General features: G+C 64.1%; 15 protein-coding genes. 13 read left to right on the top strand and 2 right to left on the bottom strand.

The genetic code is table 11. The features are described from left to right. Window positions 1-37: 37 nt before the first annotated feature. Window positions 38-1981, bottom strand: a complete 1944-nt coding sequence (gene gspD / locus GV002_RS21520; RefSeq protein ID WP_160020319.1) for a type II secretion system secretin GspD — start codon at window positions 1979-1981, stop codon at window positions 38-40. A 4-nt stretch (window positions 1982-1985) separates the two neighbouring features. Beyond that, a complete protein-coding gene (locus GV002_RS21515; RefSeq protein WP_256667166.1) occupies window positions 1986-2633 on the bottom strand; it encodes a type II secretion system protein N in 648 nt (215 codons plus the stop codon). 228 nt (window positions 2634-2861) lie between these two features. Between GV002_RS21515 and gspE the strand changes: the two genes are divergently transcribed. From gspE to GV002_RS21450, 13 genes are all read left to right on the top strand, one after another. Continuing rightward, on the top strand, window positions 2862-4349 hold the full coding sequence (gene gspE, locus GV002_RS21510) for a type II secretion system ATPase GspE (protein WP_160020317.1): 1488 nt from the start codon (window positions 2862-2864) through the stop codon (window positions 4347-4349). Between the two features lie 99 nt (window positions 4350-4448). After that, window positions 4449-5666, top strand: a complete 1218-nt coding sequence (gene xcpS, locus GV002_RS21505) for a GspF family T2SS innner membrane protein variant XcpS (RefSeq protein WP_160020316.1) — start codon at window positions 4449-4451, stop codon at window positions 5664-5666. A 4-nt stretch (window positions 5667-5670) separates the two neighbouring features. After that, complete coding sequence (gene gspG / locus GV002_RS21500; protein WP_160020315.1) at window positions 5671-6096, top strand: type II secretion system major pseudopilin GspG; 426 nt, start codon at window positions 5671-5673, stop codon at window positions 6094-6096. A 91-nt stretch (window positions 6097-6187) separates the two neighbouring features. Further along, window positions 6188-6709 (top strand): type II secretion system minor pseudopilin GspH, encoded by a 522-nt coding sequence (gene gspH, locus GV002_RS21495; RefSeq protein WP_160020314.1) that lies wholly within the window; start codon window positions 6188-6190, stop codon window positions 6707-6709. Beyond that, on the top strand, window positions 6706-7089 hold the full coding sequence (gspI, locus tag GV002_RS21490) for a type II secretion system minor pseudopilin GspI (protein WP_160020313.1): 384 nt from the start codon (window positions 6706-6708) through the stop codon (window positions 7087-7089). Before gspH ends, gspI begins: the two co-directional genes overlap by 4 nt. 179 nt (window positions 7090-7268) lie before the next feature. After that, window positions 7269-7943, top strand: coding sequence for a type II secretion system minor pseudopilin GspJ (gene gspJ / locus GV002_RS21485; protein WP_160020312.1), 675 nt, complete (start codon window positions 7269-7271; stop codon window positions 7941-7943). After that, entirely contained in the window at window positions 7940-8911 is a 972-nt protein-coding gene (gene gspK, locus GV002_RS21480; RefSeq protein WP_160020311.1) for a type II secretion system minor pseudopilin GspK, read from the top strand. The genes gspJ and gspK overlap by 4 nt, the downstream gene beginning before the upstream one ends. Continuing rightward, entirely contained in the window at window positions 8908-10047 is a 1140-nt protein-coding gene (gene gspL / locus GV002_RS21475; protein ID WP_160020310.1) for a type II secretion system protein GspL, read from the top strand. Before gspK ends, gspL begins: the two co-directional genes overlap by 4 nt. Next, complete coding sequence (locus tag GV002_RS21470; protein ID WP_372241848.1) at window positions 10047-10574, top strand: type II secretion system protein M; 528 nt, start codon at window positions 10047-10049, stop codon at window positions 10572-10574. Before gspL ends, GV002_RS21470 begins: the two co-directional genes overlap by 1 nt. Before the next feature lie 494 nt (window positions 10575-11068). Next, window positions 11069-11842: an ABC transporter substrate-binding protein gene (locus tag GV002_RS21465; protein ID WP_160020308.1), complete on the top strand. Its 774-nt coding sequence runs from the start codon at window positions 11069-11071 to the stop codon at window positions 11840-11842. Window positions 11843-12014: 172 nt separating this feature from the next. Continuing rightward, window positions 12015-12704 (top strand): ABC transporter permease, encoded by a 690-nt coding sequence (locus GV002_RS21460; RefSeq protein WP_160020307.1) that lies wholly within the window; start codon window positions 12015-12017, stop codon window positions 12702-12704. Then, window positions 12701-13399 (top strand): ABC transporter permease, encoded by a 699-nt coding sequence (locus GV002_RS21455; protein ID WP_160020306.1) that lies wholly within the window; start codon window positions 12701-12703, stop codon window positions 13397-13399. The genes GV002_RS21460 and GV002_RS21455 overlap by 4 nt, the downstream gene beginning before the upstream one ends. A 28-nt stretch (window positions 13400-13427) precedes the next feature. Further along, window positions 13428-14192, top strand: coding sequence for an ABC transporter ATP-binding protein (locus GV002_RS21450; protein ID WP_160020305.1), 765 nt, complete (start codon window positions 13428-13430; stop codon window positions 14190-14192). Window positions 14193-14269 lie beyond the last annotated feature (77 nt).

Below are 14269 nucleotides of genomic sequence, written 5' to 3'. Positions count from 1 at the left end.
GCGGATTGCACCCGCCCTACGGGATGACGCTCTATCGTTACTGGCGCAAATCCACCGCTGGTGTGCCCTGGCCGTCGAACAGCTGGCTTGGGGTACTGGGCAGGATGCTGGGGCGGCCGTTGTCCGGGCCGCTGTTGCCGATGATGCGAATGTCGCTGTACTTCTTGCCCGACAGCGCAGCCAGGCCGGCGCCGTCGCGGACGATGGTCGGCCGCAAGAAGACCATCAGGTTGCGCTTGATGTGGGATTCGCGGGTGGAGCGGAACAGCCCGCCGATAAAGGGAATGTCGCCCAGCAGCGGCACCTTGGAGATGGCCTGGGTAACGTCGTCCTGAATCAGGCCGCCAAGCACGATCACCTGGCCGTCGTCGGCGAGGATGGTGCTCTTGATCGAGCGCTTGTTGGTCACCAGATCGACCGCCTGGGCGTTGAGCCCGGTGCTGGGGGCGATGGAGGAGATTTCCTGCTCGATCTCCAGGCGCAGGGTGGCGCCTTCGTTGATGTGCGGGGTGACCTTGAGGGTCACGCCGATGTCCTGGCGTTCGATGGTGGTGAAGGGGTTACCGGCACCCGAGGCGTCGGTGGTGTAGGTGCCGGTCTGGAAGGGCACGTTCTGTCCGACGAGGATTTCCGCCTTCTGGTTGTCCAGGGTCAGCAGGCTCGGCGTGGACAGCAGATTGCTCTTGCTGTTGGCCGAGAGTGCGGTGATCAGTGCGCCGAAACGATCACTGCCGATGCCGATGATGGCGCCGTCGGGCAGGGTGAGGTCTTCCGGTATTTCATCACTTTGCAGGATCTGCAGCACGCTGCCCACCGACAGGCCGGTGCCGGAGAAGTTGACCCCGCCCAGGCCGCCCCTGTCGCCACGAGCATCCACGGCCCACTGCACGCCGAGGGCGTCGGTGATGTCGCCGGAGACCTCGACGATGGCCGCTTCGACCATTACCTGGGCACGTGGTACGTCGAGCTGGCGCACGATGTCTTCGAGGGTGGCGACCAGATCGGGTTCGGCCAGCAGCACCAGAGCGTTGAGGCTCTCGTCGGCGCGGATGAGGATGTTCGACTGCCTGCCGGTGGTTTCGCTGTTTTCCTGATTCTTCAGACCTTCGGAGATTTCTCCGAGGGTTTCGGCCAGGGACTTGGCATCGTTGTGGCGCAGGCGGATCACCCGGGTATTGGCCGAGCGGCTGGTGGGGCTGTCCAGCGAGCGTGCGAGGTCAGCCAGTTTGGCGCGGGCGTCCGGTGGGCCAAGTAGAATCAGGCGGTTGGTGCGGGCGTCGGCCACCACCTGGGTGGCGCTGGTGCCCTTGGCCTGGCCTCGGGCAATGGCGGTATTGAGCACTTCGGCGGCGTCCATCACCCAGGCGTGCTGCAGGGTGACCACGCTGAAGTCCTGCGCGCCGCTGCGGTCAAGCTGGCGCATCAGGTCTTCGATGCGTTCGATGTTGGCGCTGCGGTCGCTGATGATCAGCGCGTTGGACGAGGTGACGGCAGCCAGGTGGCCATATTGCGGCACCAGTGGACGAATCAGCGGGATCAGCTCGGCCACTGGAGCGTGCTGCACCTGGATCAGGCGGGTTTCCAGGCGGTCCGGCGCCGGGCGGCTGGCATCGGCTTCGGCCTTGGCCTCGGCATTGGGCACGATGCGCGCCTGGTCGCCCTGGGTCAGCACGCTGAAACCGTGGGTGGCCATCACCGAGAGAAACAGTTGATAGACCTCGGACAGCCCCAGCGGCGTGCTGGAGATCACGTTGACCTGGCCTTTCACGCGCGGGTCGACAACGAAGGTCTGCCCGGTGATGGCGGCGACCTGATCGATGAACTCGCGGATGTCGGCGCCCTTGAGGTTGATGGTCCAGCGTTCTTCCTGCTGATTGGCGCTGGCCGGTACCTGCTCGATTTGCGCGAGCGAAGGCAAGGGGACAGCAGCCAGGCCGGCGGCTAGGATGGCGAGGGTCAGTCTGCTTCGGAGAACATGCATCGGTTCAGTCGCTTTCCATGAGCTGATCGGCGGGCGTTTCCTCTGGCAGGGTGCCAGAGGCTTCCATCTGTTCGCGCAGGTCTTGCATGCGCTGACGCAGTTGTTCGAGGTTGTTCTGGTCGAGTTGATCGAGCTGTTCGACGGGGTCGTTGATCGTTTCTTCCGCTGGTGTATAGACGCTGTACTGGCCACTCTGCTGACGAGGGAAGGCCAGGCTTTCGCGGCGGCCATTGCGCAGCAGTTCGACGTGATCGGCATAGACGGCATCCAGGCGCACACCACTGTCCACATCCATGCCGACGGTGTAACGCTGGGCGCTCTGGCCCTGGCGCTGGAGCACGGCGGTGGAGCGTTGCGGGTCACTGTGGACGAAGCTGCCGAGCAAGGTCAGTTGCAGGTTGGTGGCCGGTGGCGGGCCGCTGTCGGCCTGGCGTGGGCTGCCGAACAACTGAGCGATTGGCGCCTGTGCGCGCTGTTGCAGATCGGGTGCAGCCTGACTGAGCGGTTGCTGCACGGGGCCGCGCACCAGACGCAGCAATTCTGCGCTTTGCCAGGCCAGACTCACGCTCAAGGCGATCAGCACGAGCATACCGATCAGGCTCGGGGCATTGTCCTTGATCCGCTGGGAAAGGGCCGAGATGGGCAAAAGCATCACTCCGAAAACGACAGTCCAATTCTTCTTATGTGCTGGGCGTCGCGCGCTGATCATAGCAGCCTGCGCGAGGTTGGCATCCCCTAAATAGGGTGGGTGTACAGTTACAGACGATGTGTTAAAGATAGTCGAATGTATGCACAAAAAGACCGTTCCAGAGGTAGCCATTGGGTCGAACAGTCAGATTTGGCTGTGCTGCCCGAATAAGGTTCTGTTCTAAGGTCACACATGAACACTTCGTTGCTGGAAATTCCGCTGCGCCGTCTGCCCTTCAGCTTTGCCAAGCGTCACGGTGTGGTGTTCGTCATGCAGGACGAACGCACCAGCCTGGCTCATCGCGCCGATTGTGACCCGGTGGCGCTGGCCGAGGCGCAGCGCTTCGCCGGGCGCCGCCTGCCGCTGCAGGTGCTGAGTGCCCCTGAGTTCGCCCAGGTACTGGGTGCAGCCTATCAACACGATTCCGCTTCCATGCAGCTGGCCGAGGACATCGGCGGCAGTTTCGATCTGGCCTCGCTGGCCGATCAGGTGCCGGAAACCGAAGATCTGCTGGAGCAGGAGGACGATGCGCCGATCATCCGCCTGATCAACGCCATCCTGGGTGAAGCGATCAAGGAAAACGCCTCCGACATTCACCTGGAGACCTTCGAGAAACGCCTGGTGGTGCGTTTTCGCGTCGACGGCATCCTCCGTGAGGTGCTCGAACCCAAGCGCGAGCTGGCGGCGTTGCTGGTCTCGCGGGTGAAGGTCATGGCGCGGCTGGACATCGCCGAGAAGCGCGTGCCGCAGGACGGGCGCATTTCGCTCAAGGTCGGTGGGCGTGAGGTGGACATTCGCGTGTCCACATTGCCCTCGGCCAATGGTGAGCGGGTGGTGCTGCGTCTGCTCGACAAACAGGCCGGTCGCCTGTCTTTGCAGCACCTGGGCATGCGCGCCGAGGATCGCAAACTCATGGAGGAGACGGTGCGCAAGCCGCACGGCATCCTGCTGGTTACCGGCCCCACCGGCTCGGGCAAGACCACCACGCTGTACGCCAGCCTGGTCAGCCTCAACGACCATACGCGCAACATCCTCACCGTCGAGGACCCCATCGAATATCACCTCGAAGGCATCGGCCAGACTCAGGTCAACACCAAGGTGGACATGACCTTCGCCCGGGGGCTGCGCGCCATCCTGCGTCAGGACCCGGACGTGGTGATGGTCGGCGAGATCCGCGACAAGGAAACCGCCGAGATCGCCGTGCAGGCTTCGCTGACCGGCCACCTGGTGCTCTCCACGTTGCACACCAACAGCGCCATCGGCGCCATCACCCGCCTGGTGGACATGGGCGTGGAGCCCTTCTTGCTGTCGTCATCCTTGCTGGGCGTGCTGGCCCAGCGCCTGGTGCGGGTGCTGTGCCCTGCGTGCAAGGAACCCTATGTGGCCGATGCGGCCGAATGCGCGCTGCTCGGCGTGCCGGCCAGTTCGCCGCCGACCCTGTACCACGCTCGCGGCTGCGCCCACTGTCATCAGCAGGGTTACCGTGGGCGTACCGGGATCTACGAACTGGTGATATTCGATGAAGCCATACGCACGCTGGTGCACAGTCGCGCTTCCGAGCAGGACTTGACCCGCCACGCCCGCACCCTGGGCCCGAGCATCCGTGACGATGGCCGGCGCAAAGTGCTGGAAGGGGTGACCACGGTCGAGGAAGTGCTGCGCGTGACGCGAGAGGAATGATGGCGAGTGGGATGTTGGCATTGGCTCCTGTAGGAGCGGCGGGGCGGCGCAGATCGCGGCTAAGGCCGCTCCTACGGGAACAACCGGAGCGATTTGCCGATGGCTGCCTTTGAATATATCGCCCTCGATGGGCGCGGCCGCCAGCAGAAGGGCGTGCTGGAAGCCGACAGCGCGCGCCAGGTGCGCCAACTGCTGCGCGAGCGCCAGCTGGCGCCGCTGGAGGTCAAAGCCACGCGCAGCCGCGAGCAGGACAGCGGGCAGGCGCGTCTGGGTTTTGTACGTGGCCTGTCGGCGCGCGACCTGGCGCTGGTCACTCGCCAGTTGGCGACGCTGATCCAGGCGGCGCTGCCCATCGAAGAAGCGCTGCGTGCCGCTGCTGCGCAATCCACCCGTTCGCGTATCCAGAGCATGCTCCTGGCGGTGCGCGCCCGCGTGCTGGAGGGCCACAGCCTGGCCGGCAGTCTGAAGGAATTTCCGGCCGCGTTTCCCGAGCTATACCGCGCCACGGTGGCGGCGGGAGAACATGCCGGGCACCTCGGCCCGGTGCTGGAGCAATTGGCCGACTACACCGAACAGCGTCAGCAGTCGCGACAGAGAGTGCAGTTGGCGTTGCTCTACCCGGTGATCCTGATGTGCGCCTCCTTGCTGATCGTCGGCTTTCTGCTCGGCTACGTGGTACCGGACGTGGTCAAGGTGTTCGTCGATTCCGGGCAGACCCTGCCAGCGCTGACGCGCGGGCTGATCGCCCTGAGCGACTGGGTCAAGGCCTGGGGGCTGGTTGCCCTGGTGGCGCTGATACTGGCGGTCGTCGCCTTGCGCGCAGCCTTGCGTGACGAGGCGTTCAGGCTGCGCTGGCATCGGTTTCTGCTGCGCATACCGCTGGTCGGTCAGCTGGGCCGCGCCACCGATTGCGCGCGTTTTGCCTCGACCCTGGCGATCCTCACCCGCAGCGGTGTGCCGCTGGTGGAGGCGCTGGCGATTGCCGGCGAGGTGATCGGCAACCGGGTGATCCGTGGCGAGGTGCTGGTGGCGGCGCAGAAGGTGCGCGAAGGTGGCAGCCTGACCCGCTCGCTGGAGGCCACCGGACAGTTCCCGCCGATGATGCTGCACATGATCGCCAGCGGTGAGCGCTCCGGTGAGCTGGATCAGATGTTGGCGCGTACGGCGAAGAACCAGGAGAACGACCTCGGCGCTCAGATCGCTCTGCTGGTCGGATTGTTCGAGCCGTTCATGCTGGTCTTCATGGGGGCAGTGGTGCTGGTGATCGTTCTGGCCATCCTGCTGCCGATTCTTTCTTTGAACCAGATGGTGGGGTAGCAAGGTGAATAGCAGACAAGCAGGTTTCACCCTGATTGAAATCATGGTGGTGGTGGTGATTCTGGGCATTCTGGCGGCGCTGGTGGTGCCGCAGGTGATGAGCCGGCCTGATCAGGCCAAGGTCACCGCCGCGCAGAACGATATCCGCGCTATCGGCGCGTCACTCGACATGTACAAGCTCGACAACCACAACTACCCCAGCACCCAGCAGGGCCTGGAGGCGCTGGTGAACAAGCCGAGCGGTAACCCACAAGCGAAGAACTGGAGCAAGGATGGCTACCTCAAGCGCCTGCCCATCGACCCCTGGGGCAACCCGTATCAGTACCTGGCCCCCGGTACCAAGGGTGCCTTCGATCTCTACTCGCTCGGCGCCGACGGCAAGCAGGGTGGCAGCGATCTGAACGCCGATATCGGCAACTGGGATCTCTGACTCGACCATGCCGCTGTTCGCCTGTGGGAGCGAGCGTTGCGAGCGAAGCGTTCGAAATCGCCCATGTTCGCGAGCAGAGCTCGCTCCTACGTTGAAGGCGCAGCGCGGTTTTACCCTGATCGAGCTGCTGGTGGTGCTGGTCATTCTCGGCAGCCTGATCGGTCTGGCGGTACTCAGCACCGGCATCGCCGGGCCGGCGCGCGAGCTGCGCAGCGAGGCCGAGCGCCTCGGTGGGCTGATCGGCGTGCTGGTCGACGAGGCGGTGCTGGACAATCGCGAATACGGCCTGAGTTTCACCCGTGAAGGCTATCGGGTGCTGCGCTACGACCCGCAGCGCGGCGAATGGCAGGCGCTGGATCGCCAGGCTCATCGCCTGCCGGAGTGGGCCGAAGTGACGCTTGAGGTGGAGGGCGAAGTGGAAGGTGAGACCTTGACTCTCGGGGGCGAGGCCAGTGCTGATGCACCGCAGTTGCTGATCCTTTCCAGTGGCGAGCTGACTCCGTTTCGCCTGCGTATCTCCGAACGCCGTCGTGACGGCCTGCGCCTGCAACTGTCCAGCGATGGCTTCGGTCTGCCGCGTGTCGAGGAACTGGGCACGGGGCGCGCGCGATGAGGCCAGTACGCGGCTTTACCCTGCTCGAGGTGCTGGTGGCCCTGGCCATCTTCGCCCTGATTGCCGCCAGCGTGCTGACTGCCAGCGCACGCAGCGTGCGCACGGCCAGTCAGCTTGAGAACAAGACCCTGGCCATGTGGGTGGCGGACAACCAGCTGACCGAGCTGCAACTGGCCGACACGCCACCGGCTGATGGCCGCGACCAGGGCCAGGTGGAGTTCGCCGGTCGTCGCTGGTCGTGGCAAAGCGAAATCCAGGCCACCAGTGAGCCGGCCATGCGCCGCGTGACGTTGTGGGTCGCCGCCGAGGAGCGGGGCGCCAGGGGCGATCTGCGTGAGCGGGCGCAGGTCACACTCAGCGGTTTCCTGGGGGCGCCATGATGCGTAGGAGCGAGCTCTGCTCGCGAATCCGTGGCGACGCCATTTCGCTCGCGACGCTCGCTCCAGCCCGTAGGATGGGCCGGGCGGCGCTCCGCTTCAGCCCACCAACAGCGGCCAGCCTTGGTGGGCTAAAGCCCACCCTACCAACTGGTGACCCTCAGCGGTTTTCTGGGGGCTCCATGATGTGTGGGAGCGCTCAGCGCGGCTTCACCCTGCTGGAGCTGCTGATCGCCATTGCCATCTTCGCCCTGCTGGGCCTGGCTACCTACCGCATGCTCGACAGCGTGCTCAGCGCCGATGCCGTCACTCGTGAGCACGAACGTCAGTTGCGCGAGTTGACCCGCGCCCTGTCAGCCTTCGAGCGCGACCTGCGCCAGGTCACGGTACGGCCGATTCGCGATGCTTTCGGTGATTCCCAGCCAGCGCTGCACGGCGATCTGGCTGATGCCACGGCGCTGGAGCTGAGTCGCGTCGGTTGGCGCAACCCGCTCGGCCAACCGCGTGCCGAGGTACAGCGGGTGCGTTGGCAGCTCAGTGGCGAGCAGTGGCAGCGGCGTTACTGGCGCGTGCTGGATCGCGCGCAGGACAGCACGCCACAGATCCAGCAGGCGCTCGATGGCGTCGAGTCGTTGAGCCTGCGCTATCTGGACAAGGACGGCCAGTGGCAGCCTGACTGGCCGCCAGCCAATGCTTCTGGCGACGGTTTGCTCACCGAGCTGCCGCGTGCTGTGGAGCTACGCCTGCAGCATCGCCGCTATGGCGAGCTGCGCCGTCTGCTGCGTCTGCCTGATCTGCCGGCGCAGAGCTCTACCGGCGTGCCGCCAGAGGATTCTAACGAGGTGCCGCAGTCATGAAGCGGCAGAATGGGGTGGCGTTGATCACTGTGCTGCTGGTGGTCGCCGTGGTCACGGTGGTGTGTGCGGGGCTGATCGCCCGTCAGCAGCTGTCGATCCGCAGCAGCGCCAACCAGTTGCACGTGACCCAGGCCTGGCACTACGCCCTGGGGGGCGAGACGCTGGCCAAGGCGGTGCTGGAGCGCGACCTGCGCCGGGGTGATCCACGTCAGCCGGTTGATCACCTGCTGGAACCTTGGGCCAGGCCGCTGACGTTCCCGCTGGATGAAGGCGGCGAGCTGTGGGTGCGCATCTCCGATCCTGGTGGCCGCTTCAACCTCAACAGCCTGGTGCGCCAGGGGCGGCCCAACGAGCTGGCGGTGCTGCGCCTGCGCCGCCTTTTGTTGCGTCTGGGCATCGACAAACCCTATGCCGAGCGCTTGCTGGATTGGCTCGATAGCGACAGTGAACTGCGGGGCGGCAATGGCGCCGAGGACGGCCAGTATCTGCTGGCGACACCGCCTTATCGCACTGCCAATCGCGAGATCACCGACGTGTCCGAACTGCGCCTGCTGCTGGAGATGGAGGAGGCCGACTATCGCCGGCTGCAACCCTTCGTCAGCGCGCTGCCGAGCGAGGCGCTGCTCAACGTCAACACCGCCAGCGCGATGGTGCTATCCAGCCTGTCCGATGGACTGACGCCGGATGCGGCCCTGGCACTGATCGCCGGGCGTGGTGACGAGGGGTATCTCAGCCCGGCTGCTTTCGCTGCTCAGCCTGCGCTCGCCGGGTTGGGTGAACAGGTGGTACAGGGGCTGGCGGTCGGTAGCCAGTATTTCGAGGTGTTCAGCGAAGTGAGTCTGGGTGAACGCCGGGTGGTATTGCGTAGCCTGCTGCAGCGCAGCAATGATGGCCAGGTCAGTGTCCTGGCGCGTGATCTGGGGCAGGGCGGTATGCCGCCACGGCCCATCGAGGAACAACAAGAATGAACCCGACATGGATTTTTCTGCCGCCTGAGGCGTGCCACGCGCTCTCAGCGGATCTACCCGTGCAGCGCGTCACGGCAGACAGCAGTCGCTCTCTTGGTCTGGCCGAGGCCCTGGCCGATTTGCCGGCACAGTGGGAGCTGGTGCTGCCGGTGGAGGTGGTCACCGCCTGCGCCGTGCAACTGCCTACGCAGAAGGCGCGCTGGATGCGCCAGGCGCTGCCGTTCGCGGTGGAGGAGTTGCTGGCCGAAGATGTCGAGCTGATGCACCTGGCGCTGGGTGAGCAATTGGCCGATGGCCGTCACCGCGTCTATGCGCTGCGCGCCAGTTGGCTGCGCGAGTGCCTGGCCCTGTGCGCGGCGCAACCGCCGCAGGCGATTCGCGTCGATGCCGATCTGCTGCCACGCCAGGGCAGTCAGCTGCTCTGGTTGCAGTCGCGCTGGTTGCTCGGTGGCGAGGCGCCCTGGCGCCTGGCTTTGCAGAGCGAGGACTGGCCAGCGCTGGCAGGCCGTTGCCCATCGCCATGCATCGCCAGTGCGCCAGATGGGCAGGTGCTGCCCGAGCCGGTGGATGAGGTGCATCTGCTGGAGGACGCGCATCAATGGCTGGTGCGTCAGGGCAACGGTGTCGATCTGGCTCAGGGGGAGTTCGCCCTGCGCCAGAGTGGCGACAGTTGGCGGCGTTGGCGCCCGCTGGCCGGGGTACTGGCGCTGTGCTTCGTGCTGCAGTGGGGCTTCACGCTCGCGCAGGGTTGGTACCTGCAGCGCGAAGCCGATGCTTACGCCGCGTCCAACGAGGCGCTGTACCGCGAGTTGTTTCCTCAGGACAGCAAGCTGATCAACCTGCGTGCGCAGTTCGATCAGCATCTGACGCAGTCCTCGGGTGGTGACAGCCCGGTGCTGGGGCTGCTGGCCGAGGTGGCGGCGGCGCTGCAGGCCGAGGGTACAGCGCTGGTGCAGGTCAATCAGCTCGATTACAGCGCGACCCGTGGCGATCTGTCGTTGCAATTACAGGCGCCGGGCTTTGCCGAGCTGGAGCGTTTGCGTGAGCGTCTGGAGGAATCCGGCCTGTCGGTGCAGATGGGCTCGGCCAGCCGTGAAGCCGAGGGCGTCAGTGCTCGCGTGGTGATAGGAGGGTGATGGGCATGTCGAGGACGGGATTGAGCGAAAGTCTGCAACTGCACTGGCAGCGCTCGCCGCTGGCACAACGCTGGCAAACGCTGCCGGCACGCGATCGCCTGGCACTTGTGGCGCTGAGCGTTTTCCTGCTGTTGGTGCTGTTATATCTGGCGTTGTGGCAACCGGTGCAGCGTCATGCTCAGGCCGCGCGTAGCGCATTCGAAGAGCAGCGGGCCCTGTACGCCTATATGCAGAGCCGTGCGCCACAGGTGCAGGGGCGCGACTTGCAGCCACGCGCCAGCCTCGACCCGGCGCGCCTGCAGGGGGTGGTCACGACGAGTGCGGCTGAGCAGGGGCTGGTGATCGAGCGTCTGGATACCGAAGGCTTGGGCGTGGTGCAGGTCAACCTGCAGCCGGTGGCATTCGCCCAGTTGCTGCGCTGGATTCAGGTGCTGGAGGGGCAGGGCGTGCGCGTCGAGGAAGCCGGGCTGGACCGCGCCGAGGAAAACCGCGTGAGCGCACGCCTGAGCCTGCGCGTCGATGGGTAGGGTGCGCCATGCGCACCGGCTTCTTGTGGGTTTCGCTATCAGGCTCGGTTCTCTCGGTGCGCACGGCGCACCCTACGGTTTGAGTGGCGCCGCGGTAACAGTGCGCACTCAATTGGGCGGTTAGGGAACGTGAGCGTGCCGATACGGTGCAAATTTCAGCGCGAGTTGGAACGCGTTAGAGGCGTTGATGCCCATGAAATGGACATTCGTTGATTCCTGGCCTGAGTATTGCTGTAAGTATCCGTTTGCCCTTTTCGCTTGATCACTCCTTTGCCTGGCTGTCAATATCTGTCGCCGGCGCTTCCTGTGCTTCTGTAATTAGTTGTCGCATTGAGGAAATATCGCCTCATTGCCTGCCGCTAGAATGCCGCACACCCAGCCAAGGCCCCTGTGTCGCTCGTCCACCACGACAGCGCAGCACCGCCTTCTACAATCCTTAAAAGGCCCGGGCCCCTCACTGCCTCGATGTCATACCCAATTCGAAGGAGCAAAGAATGAAGAAGATCGCACTGCTCGGCGCCCTGGCGCTGTCCCTGATGTCGCCCCTGGCCATGGCCGAGAAGCCGCTGCGCATCGGCATCGAGGCGGCTTACCCGCCCTTCGCATTCAAGACTCCCGATGGCCAGATTGCCGGCTTCGACTACGACATCGGCAACGCCCTGTGCGAAGAGATGAAAGTCGAGTGCAAGTGGATCGAGCAGGAGTTCGATGGCCTGATCCCGGCACTGAAAGTGCGCAAGTTCGACGCTGTACTGTCTTCCATGTCGATCACCGAAGATCGCAAGAAGTCCGTGGACTTCACCGGCAAGTACTACGCCACGCCTGCCAAGCTGGCGATGAAGGCCGGTACCGAGATCAAGGACCCGCTGGTCGACCTGAAAGGCAAGAAGGTTGGCGTGCAGCGTTCGTCCGTGTACGACCGCTACGCCACCGACATCTTCGCCCCGGCTGGAGCCGAAGTCGTGCGCTACAGCTCGCAGAACGAAGTGTTCCTGGACATGCAGTCCGGCCGTCTGGATGCCACCCTGGCCGACTCGGTGAACATCGATGACGGCTTCCTCAAGACCGACTCTGGCAAGGGCTTCGCGTTCGCCGGCCCGGACTTCACTGACGTGAAGTACTTCGGCGAAGGCCAGGGCATTGCCGTGCGTAAAGGTGACAAGGCGCTGGCCGACAAGATCAGTGCTGCCATCCTGGCCATCCGCGCCAACGGTAAGTACAAGGCAGTGCAGGACAAGTACTTCGACTTCGACGTTTACGGCGAGTAAACGTCCCAGGCAGATGAAGTGGCACTAACCTTCTGAGGTTGTGCCACTTTTTTCTTGGTTCTGCGGAGTCGGTGAATACCCATGCTGGTATTCACCCAGCGGCCCGTCGCGTGAGCGACATGAATTTTCTCTGTGCTAGGCGGCGCCTGGGGTGCCTGAGAGGTATTAGCGCATGCTTCAAGGCTACGGCTCGACCATTCTCGATGGTGCCTGGCTCACTCTGCTTCTGGCGCTGACGTCGATGGCAGTAGCGATCTTCCTCGGGCTGCTGGGTGCGGCCTTTCGTCTGTCGCCGATCCGCTGGCTGGCGGCGTTGGGCGATACCTACGCCACGGTGATTCGCGGCATTCCCGACCTGGTGCTGATCCTGCTGATCTTCTACGGCGGCCAGGACATGGTGAACCGTATCGCGCCGATGCTCGGCTATGACGACTACATCGACATCAACCCATTCGTCGCTGGCGTGTTCACCATGGGCTTCATCTTCGGCGCCTATCTGTCGGAAACCTTCCGTGGCGCCTTCATGGCGATCCCCAAGGGGCAGGCGGAAGCCGGTGCAGCCTATGGCATGAGCGGGATGCAGGTGTTCTTCCGCATTCTCGTGCCGCAGATGATCCGTTTCGCCATTCCCGGTTTCACCAACAACTGGCTGGTGCTGACCAAGGCCACCGCACTGATTTCCGTGGTCGGCCTGCAGGACATGATGTTCAAGGCCAAGAGTGCGGCCGACGCGACGCGTGAGCCATTTACCTTCTACCTGGCGGTAGCGGGGCTGTACCTGGTACTGACCAGTGTTTCGCTGTTGGCGCTGCGCTTTCTCGAGAAGCGCTACTCGGTGGGTGCCAAGGTGGCTGACCTATGATCTTCGACTATCAAATGATCTGGGAGAGCCTGCCGCTGTACTGGGGTGGCGTGCTGGTCACCCTGAAAATCCTGCTGATCTCCCTGGCGTTCGGCCTCAGCCTGGCGCTGCCACTGGCGCTGATGCGGGTGTCTAAATCGCCTTGGGTCAACTTCCCGGCCTGGCTCTATACCTACGTGATTCGCGGCACGCCGATGCTGGTACAGCTGTTCCTGATCTATTACGGCCTGGCCCAGTTCGAGTTCATCCGTGACAGCTTCATGTGGCCGTATTTCTCCAGCGCCACCTTCTGCGCTTGCCTGGCGTTTGCCATCAACACCAGCGCCTACACGGCGGAAATCCTTGCCGGTAGCCTCAAGGCCACGCCGCCCGGCGAGATCGAGGCGGCCAAGGCGATGGGTATGTCGCGCAGCAAGCTCTACCGGCGCATCCTGCTGCCGTCGGCGTTGCGCCGTGCGCTGCCGCAGTACAGCAACGAAGTGATCATGATGCTGCACACCACCTCGCTGGCGTCGATCGTGACCCTGATCGACATCACCGGTGCCGCGCGCACGGTCAGCGCGCAGTACTACATGCCGTTCGAAGCCTTCATCACCGCCGGCCTGCTCTACCTGGCGCTGACCTTCATCCTGGTGCGCCTGTTCAAGCTGGCCGAGCGCCGCTGGCTTGCCTACATGGCGCCGCGCAAGGCCTGATGCCTTGACGATTCAAGAGAACCCGAACATGTACAAACTCGAAGTTCAGGACCTGCACAAACGCTACGGCAGCCATGAGGTGATCAAGGGCGTGTCGATGGCGGCCAAGGCGGGCGACGTGATCAGCATCATCGGCTCCAGCGGCTCGGGCAAAAGCACCTTTCTGCGCTGCCTGAATCTGCTCGAGCAGCCGCATGCCGGCAAGATCCTGCTCAACAATGAAGAGCTGAGGCTGGTATCGGCCAAGGACGGTTCGCTGCGCGCCGCCGATGCCAAGCAGCTGCAGCGCATGCGCTCGCGCCTGGCCATGGTGTTCCAGCACTTCAACCTGTGGTCGCACATGAGCGCCCTGGAGAACGTGATGGAAGCGCCGGTGCACGTACTCGGCATGAGCAAGGCCGAAGCCCGCGACAAGGCGGAACATTACCTGGCCAAGGTCGGCGTTGCGCACCGCAAGGACGCCTACCCCGCGCATATGAGTGGTGGTGAGCAACAGCGCGTGGCAATAGCCCGTGCTCTGGCCATGGAGCCGGAGGTGATGCTGTTCGATGAGCCCACTTCGGCGCTCGACCCCGAACTGGTCGGCGAAGTGCTCAAGGTGATGCAGGACCTGGCCACCGAAGGTCGCACCATGGTGGTGGTGACCCACGAAATGGGTTTTGCCCGCGAGGTGTCGAATCAACTGGTGTTCCTGCACAAGGGGCTGGTCGAGGAGCGCGGTTGCCCGAAGGAAGTGCTGGCCAATCCGCAATCCGAGCGACTGCAGCAGTTCCTTTCCGGCAGTCTCAAATAATAAGAAGCTAGACTGCGTCTCAAAGCCTGTTCAAAGTCTTGCGAGCTAGAGGCATGCAAGGCAAAAACAGGCGAGGA

The sequence above is a fragment of the Pseudomonas sp. 8O genome, from assembly GCF_902506495.1.
In the GTDB taxonomy this organism is placed as follows: Bacteria; Pseudomonadota; Gammaproteobacteria; order Pseudomonadales; family Pseudomonadaceae; genus Aquipseudomonas; species Aquipseudomonas chaetocerotis.
This window is presented reverse-complemented; position numbering and strand designations above follow the sequence as displayed.

Bases quoted from the DNA above. Each gene is read 5' to 3' on its own strand.
- GV002_RS21450 (WP_160020305.1), top strand. From the start codon at position 13,428: ATGTACAAACTCGAAGTTCAGGACCTGCACAAACGCTACGGCAGCCAT.
- GV002_RS21515 (WP_256667166.1), bottom strand. From the start codon at position 2,633: ATGCTTTTGCCCATCTCGGCCCTTTCCCAGCGGATCAAGGACAATGCC.
- gspE (WP_160020317.1), top strand. From the start codon at position 2,862: ATGAACACTTCGTTGCTGGAAATTCCGCTGCGCCGTCTGCCCTTCAGC.
- GV002_RS21455 (WP_160020306.1), top strand. From the start codon at position 12,701: ATGATCTTCGACTATCAAATGATCTGGGAGAGCCTGCCGCTGTACTGG.
- GV002_RS21470 (WP_372241848.1), top strand. From the start codon at position 10,047: ATGGGCATGTCGAGGACGGGATTGAGCGAAAGTCTGCAACTGCACTGG.
- GV002_RS21465 (WP_160020308.1), top strand. From the start codon at position 11,069: ATGAAGAAGATCGCACTGCTCGGCGCCCTGGCGCTGTCCCTGATGTCG.
- xcpS (WP_160020316.1), top strand. From the start codon at position 4,449: ATGGCTGCCTTTGAATATATCGCCCTCGATGGGCGCGGCCGCCAGCAG.
- gspI (WP_160020313.1), top strand. From the start codon at position 6,706: ATGAGGCCAGTACGCGGCTTTACCCTGCTCGAGGTGCTGGTGGCCCTG.
- gspJ (WP_160020312.1), top strand. From the start codon at position 7,269: ATGATGTGTGGGAGCGCTCAGCGCGGCTTCACCCTGCTGGAGCTGCTG.
- GV002_RS21460 (WP_160020307.1), top strand. From the start codon at position 12,015: ATGCTTCAAGGCTACGGCTCGACCATTCTCGATGGTGCCTGGCTCACT.
- gspD (WP_160020319.1), bottom strand. From the start codon at position 1,981: ATGCATGTTCTCCGAAGCAGACTGACCCTCGCCATCCTAGCCGCCGGC.
- gspL (WP_160020310.1), top strand. From the start codon at position 8,908: ATGAACCCGACATGGATTTTTCTGCCGCCTGAGGCGTGCCACGCGCTC.
- gspK (WP_160020311.1), top strand. From the start codon at position 7,940: ATGAAGCGGCAGAATGGGGTGGCGTTGATCACTGTGCTGCTGGTGGTC.